The following is a 14603-nucleotide window of genomic DNA, read 5'->3' as shown; positions in this document are numbered from 1 at the left end:
CTGTGTAGCATTTTCCTCAGATGATTGAGACGATATCAGTTACAATGACTGAGTGCAACTTATCCAAGTTTCTTAAGTGTTGTATGGACTATCAAGACGCAGGGGTTAATATTGAGGCCGGTCGTTCCTTTGTCGATAAAATTCGTCGTTCTGTAGAAAGCACCTATAATCCTCAAGTATTAGGGGGATTAGGGGGTTTCGGCGGTTATTTTGAGTTACCTACAGGTTATGAAAATCCTGTGTTGGTCTCGGGAACTGATGGCGTGGGGACTAAGTTAAAAATTGCTCATGCTTTAAATCGTCATCACACCATTGGTATTGATTTAGTGGCCATGTGTGTCAATGATATTTTAACCTCTGGGGCCAAACCCTTATTCTTTTTAGATTATTTGGCCACAGGAAAATTAAACCCTCAACAATTAAGTGATGTGGTAACAGGAATAGTCGAAGGATGTCATCTCAGTGGTTGTGCTTTATTAGGAGGGGAAACCGCAGAAATGCCTGGGTTTTATGGGGTGGGTGAATACGATGTGGCAGGGTTTTGTGTGGGAGTGGTCGAAAAAAGTAAACTCCTCGATGGATCGCAAATTAATACTGGTGATGTGGCTATCGGTTTAAGGAGTAGTGGGGTTCATAGTAATGGCTTTAGTTTAGTGCGGAAAATTGTTGAAGTGAATGGTTTTAATTGGGGCGATCGCTTCGATAGTTTAGGGGATCAAACGTTAGGAGAAATGCTGCTAACGCCTACCCAAATCTATGTTAAACCCATTCTCGAAGCGTTAAACTCAGGGATAGAAATTAAGGGAATGGCCCACATTACAGGAGGGGGGTTACCTGAAAATTTACCCCGTTGTTTAGGAGAAAATAAATCTATACAAATTAATCCCGAAACTTGGCCGATTTTACCCATTTTTCAATGGATTGCTAATATGGGAAACGTCAAAACTTCTGCCATGTTTGATACTTTTAATATGGGGATTGGCTTTGTGATTATTGTTCCCAAAAGTGAATCAAATAACATCATAAAATGGTTTCAAAGTCAAGAAATTGATGCTTATGAAATTGGAGAAGTGATAGAAGGAAATCAAGAAATCATAGGATTATAATGGTTTTATCAAATTAAGTGATCTTTGAAGGATAAGGAGCAATCGAACAATAATCAAATAATAGCGATCGCTCCTTAAATTGATTTAACTCACTTCTACATATTCACATAGGGTTTTAGCATTAGGAAACTCATTACCTTCTGCTTGTAAACCGTTAAGATGATTAGAAATAGAAGCATAAATGGATTTTTTTACCTCTTCTACTGTGTTTCCAACGGCAGAACATTCGGGTATATCAGGAACATAAGCACCGTAATGAAATCTTCCCTTTTCAATAATTACTGCATAACGCATGAGCTATCCTCATTCAAATTATTTTTCTTACCTCAATGTTAATACAGCTTTTCTGAGGCATAACTTAAATTTAAAGAGAATTTGTTAACGGCTAATTACCAACAGTGTCTTCTTTAATAAGGTTAAATTTTCTCTTAAAACCATCATTTATTTTTAAGACTTATTTAACAAATAATGGATTATGCTTCTGTCATGACTTCGGTGGGAATTAAAAGGGGTTTAGCATTTTTGGCTTCAATGTTAAACCATACCTGATTCATCTCAGAAGGACAACATAAGGGATCATCGTTATCATAGCGTTTATATTCTACCCATAAACGAGAAGGACTGGTTAAAAAAATCCGCGCCATATCCCCATCGGTTCGAGAGTTCATCGGTTGAGGGGATAGGGTTCCGGCAAATTGTTCTCCGACAAAAACAAACCCTTGATAACCCAATGGACGACACATTCCATCCACTCCACTCATGGCGGTTATGACTGTGGTGTCATCGTAGGTTTGTCTCGGACCAAATAACTCCCAACCGGCTTTAATAATAGCCTTTTCTGCGGGGGTTTTGGCTTCTCTTAGTTGGTCTTTACACCTATCGATACTGGGGAGTTCAGCATCTATTTTTGGTGCATTAGGAATCTTTTTTCCTATATCATTCCAATTACTGAGTTGCTCATCTAACCATATTTTTGTTCTTTCTTTCGTTTCTTTTTTGCTAATAATTTCAATCAGTGACCACTGAATACTACTACTATCAGCCGGGGGATTTAATTTTTTTTTTGAACAATTTTTAACTCATAAAAATAGCCAGGTTCGTAGTCAAATCCTTCAATGGAACCATAGAATAATGTCCAGTCATCTTCTAAATTTTCTTTGATTTTTAAACATTGTTGACGGGAAACACCTATACAATCTATGGTTTCAGGACTAATATAAACGTTTTTTTCTATAATTTTACTATCATTATTATTTATTTTTTGAATTTTAAGATACCGATCTCTTTTTGTTTAATATAAGCAATTTGTAATTGTCCTTGTGCATTAATACTATAAATTTTTGCCCCTTCTAAAGCTCCTAAAAATAACATTTCTTGATTCATTATTTCTTCAGTACAAGCTTTACGAGTTGCAGCAATTAAACCGACTTTCATCGCATTTTCTTGAACCCCATATCCTGCGGTATAACGGTTACAACTTCCACTGCCTGAAAGGGCATCTTTTTGAAAGGCAATGGTAGAGTTTTCTTTAGTTAAGGCTTGATTTTCAGTCCAATCCATTAATTGCCATTCTGTTCCTATTAAGGGGTTTTTCTTTTGATTTTCTTCTTGATTTTGACTCAAGTTCGATGGGTTTTCATTGGCGATCGCACTTTTAAATGAGTCTAAGAAAATTAGGGAAAATGATAAGATCATTACTCCTTGAATTATTTTTTTTAGTGCATACTGATTAATCATTTTTTACTTAAAACCTTATCAATTAATTCAATGGCTTTCAGTCTTCATTATTATAACAATTTTTTAGACCTTTGCTGACCCCCAATTGTTAACTAAGGTAAACAAGTTAGATTAGGTTAAATTTTTCTCATTTAAGAAATCCTCAACTACTTTATTAACTGACTGTCTTTCTTGATCAACCAGATAGTTAAGTTGTTGCATTTCTTCTGAAGAAATTTGTCCTGATAATTGTTGTATAATATTGTTTAAATTGGGATATTCTTCTAATGTTTCTTGGTTAAAAACGGGAACGGCTTCGTAGGGAGGAAAATAATTTTTATTATCTTCTAACATCTCTAACTTAAGAACACTAATTAGTCCATCGGTAGAATTTCCGGCTACTAAATCAACATTATTCTCTGCTAATGCACGATACATTAAGCCTAATTCCATGGTCTTAGGTTGTCGGGCAAATTGCAAATTGTAGGTCTTAGAAAGTCCAGGATAACCGTCTTCTCTGGCTAAAAATTCATAACTAAATCCTGCTGTCCATTCAGGGGTATATTTAGCAACATCGGAAATCGTTTCAATGTTATATTTTGTGGCATCTTCTTCTCTAATTAAAATAGCATAGGTATTTTCAAATCCGAGAGATGGCATTACTTCTAATTGAAATTCTTGATCATAAACTTCCTTGACTTCTTGATAAACAAGATTAGGATCACTGATGGGTTTTCGTTCTAAAATAGCAGTAAAAGCGGTTCCTGTATATTCGACATAGCCATCTATTTCTTGTGCTTTAACTGCTTCATGACAGATAAAGGTTCCCCCCAAATTAAAGCGACGATCTACTTTTAAATCACTATTATTTTCAATTTGTTGAGCTAATAGTTCTCCTAAAATAATTTGCTCAGTAAAATTTTTTGAACCGATAATAATCTGTCCTTGTGATTGATTAATAAAACTGAAAACCATAAATATAGATGAGACAATTAAAAGAAAAATAGCTAAAAACTTTTGTTTATTTTTTTTCTTTTTTGTATCCGTTTGTGTCAAATTATTTTCTAACCAACCCAGTCCCCAATCTACTAATAGAGCAATAATAGCTGAAGGAATAGCACCAGCTAAAATCATAGTATTATCGACGGTAGACAGTCCTCTAAAAATAAAAACCCCTAACCCTCCTCCTCCTATAGCTGCTGCAATCGTAGCAATTCCAACACAAATAACTGCAGCAATTCTTACCCCTCCTAAAATAACTTTTAAGGCTAAAGGTAATTCAATTAAAAACAAAATTTTCAGCGGATCTAATCCTAGGGATTTGCCGGCTTCTTTGACTCCTTTTTTAATTTGAGTAATACCAATATAAGTATTTTTGATAATCGGTAACAAAGCGTATAAAATCAAAGCAATAATTGCAGGTCTTTTTCCAATTCCTCCTAAAAAAGGGACGGTAATTAAAAAGCCAAACAAGGCTAAACTCGGAATGGTTTGCACTGCATTGGTTACTAATAAAATAGGATTGGCTAGTTTGGGATAGCGACTCATTATAATTCCCAAAGGAATACCTATTCCAGTGGACACTATCATGGCAATTAAGACTAATGTTATATGTTCTCCTGTTCGTAATAAAATGACCGATGTGGGAGGAATTGAAACAAATAAATTCATTCTTTTACCTAATACTTTAGATGGCTAAGAGATAATGACTCTTAAGAAAAGTGCTGAAAACTTTCAGTTAAATTTAGAGACTGCTGTTGTTTTCCATCTATTAATTTTACCGATTTGTCTTCGACAATTTTGCCAATAATTTTGACTTCTTTTCCTATGATCTCAACCAGTTTCTGTGCTTTTTCTTCGGCTAAACATAAGACTAATTCAAAATCTTCTCCCCCATATAACACCCAATTTAAGGCTTGCTCTGAACTAAACCACTGTGATAATATAGATACGCATGGTAAAGAGGATAACTGTATCTGTGCGCCCACCCCACTCATGGCACACATCTGTACAACGGCATCTCCTAACCCGTCGCTACTATCCATCCCGGTAATGGTATGAGTATCCATAATCTCCCAAAGATGGGGAAGCAAGTCTAAACGGGGTTTAGGGTATTGATGCGCCTTAATCAGTCTATCCTGAATGTCTTGGCCGAGATGGTTGGCTAAACTAGGGTTGAGCAATAATTCTAACCCTCCTCGTGACATACCATGATATCCCGTGGTGATAATAACATCTCCCGGTTGAGCAGTTGAGCGTTTAATAATGTGATGGGGGTAAACTTGACCTAAAGCAGTAATACTAACCGTTGTCACTTCAGAGCGACAAATATCGCCCCCCACAATGGGTGTGTTATATTCTTCTAACAGATGGCTCATGCCTTCGTACAATTGTTCTACCCAGTCAACCGCAAGATTTCCAGGTAAACTTAACCCCACAGTAATTCCCACAGGAGTAGCTCCCATGGCGGCGAGATCAGATAAATTAGCAGCGATCGCACGCCAACCCACCGAGTCAGGGGGGGTTGTGGTTTGGCTAAAGTGTATCCCATCGACTAAAACATCAGTGGTAACCACTAATTGTTGTTGAGGATCGATAGATAATACTGCCCCATCATCCCCAATTATATCATGGGGACAAAAAGACTTTAACTTTTTGAGCAGTCCTTGTTCCCCAATATCCTTAATTTTCATCGTTTATTGCGTAAAGTCGGGTTAAACATTTCACTAATCCCTTCCCCGATAAAAGATAATCCCACAACCATCGATGTCATGGCCATTCCAGGGAATAAAGTTGTCCACCAAATACCGGTTGATAAGTCCGGTAAGGCTTCTTTGAGATCATGACCCCATTCTGGAACTTCTTCGGGTAATCCTAACCCCAAAAAGCCTAAACCCCCTAATACTAAAATAGCATCAGCAGCGTTTAAGGTAAAGACTACTGGAACACTTTGAATAACATTTAAAAATAAATAGCGAGATAAAACACGGGTAGGGGTTGCTCCCATGGCTTTTGCTGCTTCGATAAATAACTCATTTTTAACACTGGTGGTATGATTACGAACGATTCGATAATATTGAGGAATGTATGCAATACTAACGGCAATGGCTACATTCAAAATTCCCCGTCCCAAAATAAAAGCCAAAGTTACGGACAATAATAGACCAGGAATAGTATAAATAGTATCCATGAAAAACAATAATATTTTATCAGTTTTTCCCCCTAAATATCCACTAATCAAGCCAAGAGGTACACCGATTAACATGGATAAAAAGGTGGCTAAAAAAACCACCTTTAAAGCTGCTTGTGAACCTAAAAGCGTCCGAGAAAATACATCATATCCTCTAACATTTGTGCCGAACCAATGACGGAAACTCGGAGATTCTCCAGGAATATTACTTAATAAATCCGTGGGATCTTGCAGAAAGCCAATTGCTTGTAAAATAGGCGCAAATAAGGCGATAAATAACCAAAATAATGTAATTAATCCACCAAGATACATTAATTTTTGAGCAAGACTCAAACGGGAAAAACGCCCCACTGTAGATTTTGATGTCACCATAAGCTAATCTTTTAAAATAAATAGATTCGAGAAAATTGTAACTCATTATGACAAAATGCAGAACCATTATATGGTCACTTGATTTTATTCTGGTATAATCTAGATTGTTAGTTGTTCAATATTCAAAGTTAACTGTAAGTGAGATATAAAAATCGTTTATGGATTCACCCTTTATTGTTGTGATTACAACAACATCAAATAAAGAAGATGCCCATCAAATCGCTAAAACTTTGTTAGAAAAAAAACTAGCAGGTTGTATTCAAATTCTAGGCCCTATGAGTAGTCATTATTATTGGAAAAATGAACTCTGTCTCGATGAAGAATGGATTTGTTTAATCAAAAGTAGCCAAAACAATTATCAAACCCTAGAAAATACCATCACTGAAATTCATCCTTATGATGTTCCTGAAATTATTAGTTTACCGATTGTAGAAGGAAGTCAAGGGTATCTAAGTTGGTTAAATCAGCAACTTAAATAATATGAATCATTAAGCATCTTTTAGATAATATTTTCTGTTATGACTTTTACAAATTCTTTAACTCAATTCTGATTGATCTTTATTGACATTAAGGGTTGTAGTCTTTATCATACAAAACTCAAAGAAAATGATGTTAATTCTTAAAATTATCTGTTAAAGTCAATGAAAAAGAAAATTTCTGTGCTGGCACCAGATTTATCGGGAGGAGGGGGGACTCGGGTTTATTTATTAGCGGAAGTTTTGCAAAAACTCGACTATGATGTAACAGTTTTGGGGTTTGCTTTCCGTCAACCCCTTTATCCACCACCACCTTCTTATTTAAAGGTTGAATGGATACCAGGTAGTGATTATCCTCAATTTATTTTAAAGATTTGGCAATTATTGCAAAAAATTGATGGGGATATTATTTATGCGGTGAAACCTAGACCCACTAGCTTAGGAATTGCTATATTAAAAAAGCTACAGAGTCGTAAACCTGTTATTTTAGATATTGATGATTGGGAAATGAGTTGGTTTGGGGGAGATAACTGGAAATATTATGTTAAACCCAAACAACTGTTAAGAGATATCATTAAACCTGATGGTGTATTTAGAAATCCCCAATATCAATGGTATTTAAAATGGACTCAAAAACTAATTAAATATGCAGATGCTATTACTATTAATACTAAATTTTTAAGCAATAAATATGGAGGAACTTATTTACCTCACGGGAAAGATATAACTCGCTTCAATCCTGATCACTTTTCCCCCCAAAAAAGTAGAAAACAGTATGGACTGTCTGACTATAAAATTTTAATGTTTCCTGGAACAGTTAGACCCCACAAAGGGATTGAAGATGTACTAAAAGCTATGGATTTACTCAATTGGGCAGATTTAAAATTAGTATTAGTGGGTGGAAGAGTGATTGAAGATGGTTATGTCAATAACTTACTCAATAAATGGCAACATTGGATTATTAAATTACCCCAACAACCTCCCGAAAAGATGCCCGAAATTGTCGCAGCCGCCCATGTAGTTGTGGTTCCTCAAAAACTAACCAGTACGTCTGAAGCGCAATTTCCCATCAAGTTAACCGATGGGATGGCCATGGGAAAACCAATTTTAGCCACTAAAGTCGGGGATATTCCTGAAATTTTAGGGGATACCGGTTACTTAGTTGATCCCAGTTCCCCTGAACAGTTGGCCCATCAGATTGACTGGATTTTCAATCATTTAGAAGAAGCACAAAGCAAAGGTCAAAAAGCAAGAGAAAGGTGCATTCAAGCATACAGTTTACAGTCAATGGCCACAATTTTATCTCAAATTCTAGAACCGTTTTGTTGATAATTATTAATGAATGAATAGGTGTTCGGTTAAATTGGATAAGATTGTGTTGTGTGAGGCCAGTTACCAAAGAGAAAGAAAATTAGTAAGCACCTGTTTTATTGAAGACAACTAGGACAGTTTTAACAATCAAATGGAGGTCATACCATAAAGACCATTTATGTTGATAGCTAAGGTCTAGTTTGACAATATCTTCAAAATTTTTAACGCTAGAGCGCCCATTGACTTGCCATTCGCCGGTTATCCCAGGTTTGACATTAAGGCGTTGCCAATGATGAGGGTCATATTTTTCCACTTCATCTACGGTAGGAGGACGAGTTCCCACTAAACTCATATCTCCCATTAAAACATTCCAAAATTGGGGAAATTCATCGAGACTGGTTTTTCTCAAAAAAGCCCCTAAACAGGTAATACGAGGATCTTTAGTATTCTTAAAAATGTGTCCCTCGGCTTCATTTTTGACTAAATGTTTCATTTTATCGGCATCAACCACCATAGAACGGAATTTCCAAATGCGGAAGGGACGGCCATGTAAACCGCAACGAACTTGGCTGTAAAGTAAGGGGCCAGGGTCAGAAATGGCCATGATTACCAGAATAGGAATAGCAATCATAAGGGTTATCATTAATCCGACTAATGCCCCAATAATATCGATGCCTCGCTTAAGTTTACTATTAATCGAAGGATGAAAGGTGTTAAAGGGGTAAGTTGTTTGTGTCACAGCTAAAGAATGGGATTTTTGCTCTAAAAAACTATATGCTGTCATGGGTTTACTAAATCGGTCTTTGCTCTCTTGATTACCAGAATAAAGGAAGGATGTTAGTTTTCGTGTTAGCGTTCATGTTATTTTTTGTATAACTTTGTCGATAAATTTAGGTTAAGAAGACTGATAAACTGATCATTATCTGTAAGTTATGAGATCAAACCAATTATGACAACCCACTTTATTGAAGCCGAAATCGATCTTCAACAAACCCCCTTAACCACCAAAGAAGCCGTAGAAGCGGCCTTACAAGAAGAAGGGGAACCTCTGCGCTGGGCGATAACCAAGGTAGATAAAGACAAACAAACGGCCCAAGTCGAAGCCATTGTTACTAAGGATAATTAATTGAATCATCGTCCTTATACGGCTGTACTCATCGTTCCCACTGGCATTGGGGCGGCCATTGGCGGTTATGCAGGGGATGCTTTACCCGTAGCCAAAGCCATGGCCAAAGTCTGCGATCGCCTGATCACCCATCCCAATGTTCTCAACGGGGCGCAACTCTATTGGCCCCTCGACAATATTTTTTATGTCGAAGGGTACAGCTTAGATCGCTTTGCTCAAGGAGACTGGGGTTTAAACCCTGTTCATCAAAACCGAGTGGGACTCATTTTGGATCGAGGCATCGAACCGGAGTTAAGAACCCGTCATCTTCAAGCAGCAGATGCCACTAGAGCCACCCTAGGACTGACCTTAACCGACTATGTGGTCACAGATAGCCCCTTACAAGTAGAATTGCGTACAGCCCATTCTGGGGCGAGTTGGGGAACCATTGGCCACCCCGATAGTTTACTGAGGGCTGCCGAAAAATTGATCACTCAAAGTAAAGCCGAGGCGATCGCCGTTGTGGCTCGATTTCCTGATGATATTGATAGTTTAGTCTTAGATAATTATCGTCATGGCCAAGGGGTTGATCCCTTAGCCGGTGCAGAAGCGGTGATTTCTCACCTCATTGTCCGTGAATTTCGTCTTCCCTGCGCCCATGCGCCCGCCCTAGAACCGTTACCGGTAGATGAGACCATCTCCCCTCGGGCTGCAGCCGAAGAGTTAGGCTATACGTTTTTACCCTGTGTGTTAGTGGGGTTAAGTCGTGCGCCTCAATTGGTTACTCAACCTCATCCCTATAGTATCTGGTCTGATCAAGTGGATGCACTGGTCATTCCTGAGACGGCTTGTGGTGGTAGTGCCATACTCAGTTTGAGTCAAAGTAACACCCGTATCATCACCGTTACGGATAATACAACGGCCTTGAATGTTACCCCTAAAGACTTGGGAATGGAGGCAATTACGGTAAACTCGTATTTAGAGGCGTTGGGTGTTTTGTCCGCTCATAAAGCCGGCATAAGCATTGATGCCTTACGTCCTGTTGTTCGCTCTATTTCTCAAGCCTGTGACTAATCCAAATTCCTCTGATATGGAACCGTTAACCCGTACCCAAATTTTAGTGGTGATGGGAGTAACGGCCATTATTTTGTTGATTATTGCTAAAGTCTGGCAATACTTTGGCTCCATTGCTTTAATCAAAATTCAATTGTCCACTGATGGGCTACTCTATGGGGCTGCTTTAGCTGGTGTGATCATTGCTACGAGTAGTATCGTTTATCGGCTGTGGCCAGCCTATCGTCAAAGTGCCGATGCTTACCTAGAATTGGTGTTAAAACCTTTAGTTTGGCCCGATTTAATTTGGTTAGGTTTATTACCTGGCCTTAGTGAAGAATTATTGTTTCGTGGGGTCATGTTACCGGCTCTAGGATACGATTTACTAGCGGTTATTTTATCGAGTTTAGTGTTTGGGGTATTACATTTAAGTGGTTCCCAACAATGGCCTTATGTCGTTTGGGCCACCCTAGTGGGATTTGCTTTGGGTTATAGTGCGATCATGACTGATAATCTATTAGTTCCCATTACCGCTCATATTATTACGAATTGGCTATCCAGCGCGCTCTGGAAGTTTAATAATAGAACCAGTGATGCGTCTTCTTAATGAGTTGTTTCAGTTAATATTTACGGTTGTATGGAAGTTCAATTTAGAGAGTTTAATCCTTTTGATCTCTGGATTTGGTTAGAGTTTGAAACTGTCCCTTCTCCTATGGAAAGACAGTATGTAGAAGAGGTCTTTAATTCCTGGTTTTATTTAGGTAAATTGGGCGGGTTTAATGCTGAAAATCTGCAAGTGCAAGACATGGGGGTTGAAATCAGTTATATGGATTACGATACCAAAGTATCCGATGACATGATGATGGCCCCCATGCACAATATGGCAGAATTTGAATACGAAGGGGTATGGGGTCGTTGTTGGTTTGATCTCGGCACCAGTGATTTAATTGCCCTTGATATTTTGATCAATGCTTTGACTCAATTAAGTCAAGAATTAATTGTTATTAAAAAGTTAATTGTTGGCGGAGAAAATGAAGATTGGCCAATTGCTAATAAACGCCAGGCAATGTTTGCAGAAGAGAATTAACCTAATTTTTAAATTATTAATTAGTAAGCTATTTATTCCCTGAGATCGAAGAAATCAGCTACAATAAAACACAAGAATCAATCATAACCCCATGTTATTAAATCGAATTTTTAACGACACCGATAAAAAATGGCGACCGGTTATCAAAGCCTTAGAAGCAGCTATTGGTAAAGACGGAGTTGTTCGTCGCAAAGAAGAACTATTAACCTACGAATGCGATGGCTTAACCGCTTACCGTCAACGGCCAGCAGTCGTCGTGTTACCTCGTACCACAGAAGAGGTGGCCGCGGCCGTTAAAATTTGCCATGATTATCAAATTCCTTGGGTGGCCAGAGGAGCCGGAACCGGTCTATCCGGCGGCGCGTTACCGGTCGAAGATTGTGTTTTAATTGTCACCGCTCGCATGAAACAAATACTCGACATTGATTTAGAAAATCAACGGGTGACGGTGCAACCAGGGGTCATTAATAATTGGGTCACTCAAGCAGTCAGTGGTGCCGGTTTTTATTACGCGCCGGACCCTTCGAGTCAAATTATCTGTTCGATTGGGGGTAATGTAGCCGAAAATTCCGGAGGCGTTCACTGTTTAAAATATGGGGTGACAACCAATCATGTTTTAGGCTTAAAATTAGTTATTCCTGATGGGTCAATTATCGAAGTTGGGGGTAGTATTCCTGAAATGCCAGGTTATGACTTAACCGGCTTATTTGTGGGGTCGGAAGGAACGTTAGGGATAGCAACAGAAATCACGTTAAAGATTCTCAAAACCCCTGAAACAATCTGCGTTGTTTTAGCTGATTTTACGGATGTTGAATCTGCCGGACAAGCGGTGGCTGATATTATTAGTTCGGGTATCATTCCTGCTGGTATGGAAATTATGGATAATTTCTCTATTAATGCGGTAGAAGATACAGTGAAAACAAATTGTTATCCACGAGATGCTGCCGCCATTTTATTAGTCGAGTTAGATGGATTAGGGGTTGAAGTGGCAGCTTATAAAGAAAAAGTTGCTCAAATTTGTCGTCAAAATGGCTCAAGAGAAATTACCGCAGCCAATGATTTAGAAACCCGTTTAAAACTGTGGAAAGGCAGAAAAGCGGCCTTTGCTGCTGCGGGTAATATTAGTCCTGACTATTTTGTTCAAGACGGAGTAGTACCCCGTACCCAACTGGCGAATGTTCTCGAAAAAATTGACCAATTAGGGGCAAAACATGGTTATCGAATTGCCAATGTTTTTCACGCTGGTGACGGTAACTTACATCCTTTAATTTTGTATGATAATTCCATTCCTGGACAATGGGAAGAAGTAGAAAAATTAGGGGGAGAAATTCTTAAACTTTGTGTAGAATTAGGAGGCAGTCTATCAGGAGAACATGGTATTGGTTCGGATAAAAATGAATATATGACCTATATGTTTAATGATATCGACATAGAAACCATGCAATGGGTAAGACAAGTGTTTAACCCCGATAATTTAGCCAACCCTGGTAAACTTTTTCCCACTCCTCGAACCTGTGGAGAAGCAGCCAATGCAAAAAAAATGTCTTGACGTTTCCGCTAGAAAGTGTATGGTATTATTTCTTACTATTAATTTTAGCTGATAGTTAGAGTCCTCAACTATAAATTACACTTCTGACTTCTGACTTCTGACTCCTGACTTCTTTTAAATATGTCCCAACTGAATTATATTTATACTTTATTTGTCAGTAACCTGCTAATTGCTTTACCCTTTCTTCTCTTGGGTATTGTTGTGTCTAGTGGGTTATTAGTCTTTGTTGATGAACATCAATTGGTTAATAAATTACCCCGGACTCGTATTTTAGCCGTCATTATTGGTAGTAGTTTGGGGTTTTTGCTTCCTGTGGGACAATATGGCAATATTCCCATTGTAAGACGATTGTTATTGCAAGGTTTACCCATTCCTTTATGTATTAGCTTTCTTATTGCTTCCCCTACCGTTAACCCTTTTGTTATTAATAATAGTTGGGAAGTTTTAGGAGATCATCCTAGATTGGTATTTTTAAGAATTTTGGGGGCGTGGTTAATTGCTATTATGGTAGGTTTAGTTTTTAGTGCCTATCCAGAAAAATCTGTCATGATAGATGAGTCATCTTCTGTTCTTAAAAGTCGTTCTAGTTTGGTTAATTCAGGGACTATTTTAACACCTTCAGAGGATTTTCAACCGTTTCATCGTGCTGGTAATTTAATTTATGAATATCAAGGTAATATTAGGACTTCTGTAGGAATTTGGCAACAATTTTTATGGTTTTTTGAGAATATAATTAAAGAGTTTATTGAATTAGGAAGTATTCTTACAGTTGGAATCGCTATCTCTACTGTTTTTCAGTTTTTTATCCCTCAAGCACAACTGTTTCAATGGGGAGAAAACCCTTTAAATCAAATATTGATTATGATATTATTTGGTTTAGTAATCTCTCTTAATTCCCTGGGTTCAGCTTATTTTTTAGTTCCTATTTTATCTTCTGTGTTATATGGTTCTGCTTTAGTTTTCTTACTATTAAATTCTCTGTTTAACATTTCTAGTTTAATTTTATTGCTCGGAATAATACGCATTAAGTTTGCTAGTTATATATTTATTTTGACAGCACAGTTAATTTTAGTTTTGGGTTTAGTTCTTAACTTTTATATTAGTTGATAATATTGGTTTATATCATTTAAATGCGTTTAGAATATCCTCTGGTAACGGATCATCAAAATTCTCTGGAACAGTAAATTCTCCAGCACATAAACCAAATGGCCGTAATTGCTGATTATTTACAATTGGTTTAAGTTCATCCATCAAACGAGAAGCGATCGCATCTTGTTGATGGGGAGGAAGTTTTTTTAGTTCTGTGATGACTTTTTCGAGAAGTTCAGTCATAGGTTTTAGGCGATCGCATATAGTACATTTATTGATTATTTTAGCTTAATACCTCAGAACAGTTATGTGGTCTTTGAAAACATAAAAAAACCCCTATCTACAGTAGGGTTTATAAACAAGTTTGGTATTAAATTCTATTTCTTCTTAGCTTTGGCTAGTTTGAGGTTCTAGACGTTCTGGTATAGCTTCTATAGGTTCTACAAAGCGTAGATTATCTAAACCTATTCCATCAGGGACTAAATCCCTATTTAATCTTACAGATAATATGTCTTCATCTGTACTAACAATTCCCATAAACAAAATATT

Annotated in this window: 18 protein-coding genes; 9 read left to right on the top strand and 9 right to left on the bottom strand. The window is 37.6% G+C overall.

Going from position 1 to position 14603, the window contains the following annotated elements:
- The first annotated feature begins 83 nt into the window (after positions 1-83).
- Positions 84-1106, top strand: coding sequence for a phosphoribosylformylglycinamidine cyclo-ligase (purM, locus tag C4E06_RS24420; RefSeq protein ID WP_107670970.1), 1023 nt, complete (start codon positions 84-86; stop codon positions 1104-1106).
- An 84-nt stretch (positions 1107-1190) separates the two neighbouring features.
- On the opposite strand, the gene C4E06_RS24415 is transcribed toward purM, so the two are convergent.
- The 7 genes from C4E06_RS24415 to C4E06_RS24390 all read right to left on the bottom strand — a co-directional run bounded on the left by C4E06_RS24415 (position 1191) and on the right by C4E06_RS24390 (position 6324).
- Positions 1191-1400 carry a type II toxin-antitoxin system HicB family antitoxin gene (locus C4E06_RS24415; protein WP_107670969.1) on the bottom strand — a complete coding sequence of 70 codons (210 nt, stop codon included), beginning with the start codon at positions 1398-1400 and terminating at the stop codon, positions 1191-1193.
- 179 nt (positions 1401-1579) lie between these two features.
- A complete protein-coding gene (locus C4E06_RS28455; RefSeq protein ID WP_255412192.1) occupies positions 1580-1933 on the bottom strand; it encodes an LppP/LprE family lipoprotein in 354 nt (117 codons plus the stop codon).
- Positions 1934-2157: 224 nt separating this feature from the next.
- Complete coding sequence (locus tag C4E06_RS29745; protein ID WP_370051357.1) at positions 2158-2268, bottom strand: DUF4377 domain-containing protein; 111 nt, start codon at positions 2266-2268, stop codon at positions 2158-2160.
- A 92-nt stretch (positions 2269-2360) separates the two neighbouring features.
- Positions 2361-2843, bottom strand: coding sequence for an META domain-containing protein (locus C4E06_RS28445; RefSeq protein WP_232826362.1), 483 nt, complete (start codon positions 2841-2843; stop codon positions 2361-2363).
- Between the two features lie 111 nt (positions 2844-2954).
- Positions 2955-4493, bottom strand: a complete 1539-nt coding sequence (locus C4E06_RS29075; protein ID WP_107670967.1) for a glycine betaine ABC transporter substrate-binding protein — start codon at positions 4491-4493, stop codon at positions 2955-2957.
- A 41-nt stretch (positions 4494-4534) separates the two neighbouring features.
- Complete coding sequence (thiL, locus tag C4E06_RS24395) at positions 4535-5515, bottom strand: thiamine-phosphate kinase (protein ID WP_107670966.1); 981 nt, start codon at positions 5513-5515, stop codon at positions 4535-4537.
- On the bottom strand, positions 5512-6324 hold the full coding sequence (locus C4E06_RS24390; RefSeq protein WP_370051356.1) for an ABC transporter permease: 813 nt from the start codon (positions 6322-6324) through the stop codon (positions 5512-5514). Before C4E06_RS24390 ends, thiL begins: the two co-directional genes overlap by 4 nt.
- 218 nt (positions 6325-6542) lie before the next feature.
- On the opposite strand from C4E06_RS24390, the gene cutA reads away from it, so the two are divergent.
- Positions 6543-6863 carry a divalent-cation tolerance protein CutA gene (cutA, locus tag C4E06_RS24385; RefSeq protein ID WP_107670964.1) on the top strand — a complete coding sequence of 107 codons (321 nt, stop codon included), beginning with the start codon at positions 6543-6545 and terminating at the stop codon, positions 6861-6863.
- A gap of 162 nt (positions 6864-7025) precedes the next feature.
- The gene (locus tag C4E06_RS24380) at positions 7026-8189 is read left to right on the top strand and encodes a glycosyltransferase family 4 protein (RefSeq protein WP_107670963.1); all 1164 of its coding nucleotides are present in this window, start codon (positions 7026-7028) and stop codon (positions 8187-8189) included.
- A gap of 82 nt (positions 8190-8271) precedes the next feature.
- Here C4E06_RS24380 and C4E06_RS24375 read toward each other — a convergent pair whose 3' ends face one another.
- Positions 8272-8955, bottom strand: coding sequence for a sugar transferase (locus C4E06_RS24375; RefSeq protein ID WP_107670962.1), 684 nt, complete (start codon positions 8953-8955; stop codon positions 8272-8274).
- Between the two features lie 165 nt (positions 8956-9120).
- Here C4E06_RS24375 and C4E06_RS28430 point away from each other — a divergent pair, with 165 nt between their 5' ends.
- From C4E06_RS28430 to C4E06_RS24350, 6 genes are all read left to right on the top strand, one after another.
- Positions 9121-9297 carry a hypothetical protein gene (locus tag C4E06_RS28430; RefSeq protein ID WP_198649002.1) on the top strand — a complete coding sequence of 59 codons (177 nt, stop codon included), beginning with the start codon at positions 9121-9123 and terminating at the stop codon, positions 9295-9297.
- Complete coding sequence (locus tag C4E06_RS24370) at positions 9298-10350, top strand: DUF3326 domain-containing protein (RefSeq protein WP_107670961.1); 1053 nt, start codon at positions 9298-9300, stop codon at positions 10348-10350.
- The gene (locus tag C4E06_RS24365; protein WP_107670960.1) at positions 10343-10936 is read left to right on the top strand and encodes a CPBP family intramembrane glutamic endopeptidase; all 594 of its coding nucleotides are present in this window, start codon (positions 10343-10345) and stop codon (positions 10934-10936) included. The genes C4E06_RS24370 and C4E06_RS24365 overlap by 8 nt, the downstream gene beginning before the upstream one ends.
- Positions 10937-10966: 30 nt before the next feature.
- Positions 10967-11416, top strand: coding sequence for a DUF3531 family protein (locus tag C4E06_RS24360; RefSeq protein ID WP_107670959.1), 450 nt, complete (start codon positions 10967-10969; stop codon positions 11414-11416).
- 91 nt (positions 11417-11507) lie between these two features.
- Entirely contained in the window at positions 11508-12965 is a 1458-nt protein-coding gene (gene glcD / locus C4E06_RS24355) for a glycolate oxidase subunit GlcD (protein ID WP_107670958.1), read from the top strand.
- Between the two features lie 120 nt (positions 12966-13085).
- On the top strand, positions 13086-14072 hold the full coding sequence (locus C4E06_RS24350; RefSeq protein WP_107670957.1) for a permease: 987 nt from the start codon (positions 13086-13088) through the stop codon (positions 14070-14072).
- Positions 14073-14087: 15 nt separating this feature from the next.
- Here the strand turns inward: C4E06_RS24350 and C4E06_RS24345 are convergent, their stop codons facing one another.
- Positions 14088-14297, bottom strand: coding sequence for a prevent-host-death protein (locus tag C4E06_RS24345; RefSeq protein WP_107670956.1), 210 nt, complete (start codon positions 14295-14297; stop codon positions 14088-14090).
- Positions 14298-14603: the final 306 nt, after the last annotated feature.

It is taken from the genome of Cyanothece sp. BG0011 (genome assembly GCF_003013815.1).
In the GTDB taxonomy this organism is placed as follows: Bacteria; Cyanobacteriota; Cyanobacteriia; order Cyanobacteriales; family Microcystaceae; genus Crocosphaera.
The sequence above is the reverse complement of the archived record's forward strand: the minus strand, read 5'-3'. Positions and strand labels throughout refer to the sequence as shown.

Coding starts and splice junctions, on each gene's coding strand:
- glcD (WP_107670958.1), top strand. CDS start 11,508: ATGTTATTAAATCGAATTTTTAACGACACCGATAAAAAATGGCGACCG.
- C4E06_RS29075 (WP_107670967.1), bottom strand. CDS start 4,493: ATGAATTTATTTGTTTCAATTCCTCCCACATCGGTCATTTTATTACGA.
- C4E06_RS24345 (WP_107670956.1), bottom strand. CDS start 14,297: ATGACTGAACTTCTCGAAAAAGTCATCACAGAACTAAAAAAACTTCCT.
- purM (WP_107670970.1), top strand. CDS start 84: ATGGACTATCAAGACGCAGGGGTTAATATTGAGGCCGGTCGTTCCTTT.
- C4E06_RS24415 (WP_107670969.1), bottom strand. CDS start 1,400: ATGCGTTATGCAGTAATTATTGAAAAGGGAAGATTTCATTACGGTGCT.
- C4E06_RS24390 (WP_370051356.1), bottom strand. CDS start 6,324: ATGTATCTTGGTGGATTAATTACATTATTTTGGTTATTTATCGCCTTA.
- cutA (WP_107670964.1), top strand. CDS start 6,543: ATGGATTCACCCTTTATTGTTGTGATTACAACAACATCAAATAAAGAA.
- C4E06_RS24375 (WP_107670962.1), bottom strand. CDS start 8,955: ATGACAGCATATAGTTTTTTAGAGCAAAAATCCCATTCTTTAGCTGTG.
- thiL (WP_107670966.1), bottom strand. CDS start 5,515: ATGAAAATTAAGGATATTGGGGAACAAGGACTGCTCAAAAAGTTAAAG.
- C4E06_RS24350 (WP_107670957.1), top strand. CDS start 13,086: ATGTCCCAACTGAATTATATTTATACTTTATTTGTCAGTAACCTGCTA.
- C4E06_RS28430 (WP_198649002.1), top strand. CDS start 9,121: ATGACAACCCACTTTATTGAAGCCGAAATCGATCTTCAACAAACCCCC.
- C4E06_RS24380 (WP_107670963.1), top strand. CDS start 7,026: ATGAAAAAGAAAATTTCTGTGCTGGCACCAGATTTATCGGGAGGAGGG.
- C4E06_RS28445 (WP_232826362.1), bottom strand. CDS start 2,843: ATGATTAATCAGTATGCACTAAAAAAAATAATTCAAGGAGTAATGATC.
- C4E06_RS24360 (WP_107670959.1), top strand. CDS start 10,967: ATGGAAGTTCAATTTAGAGAGTTTAATCCTTTTGATCTCTGGATTTGG.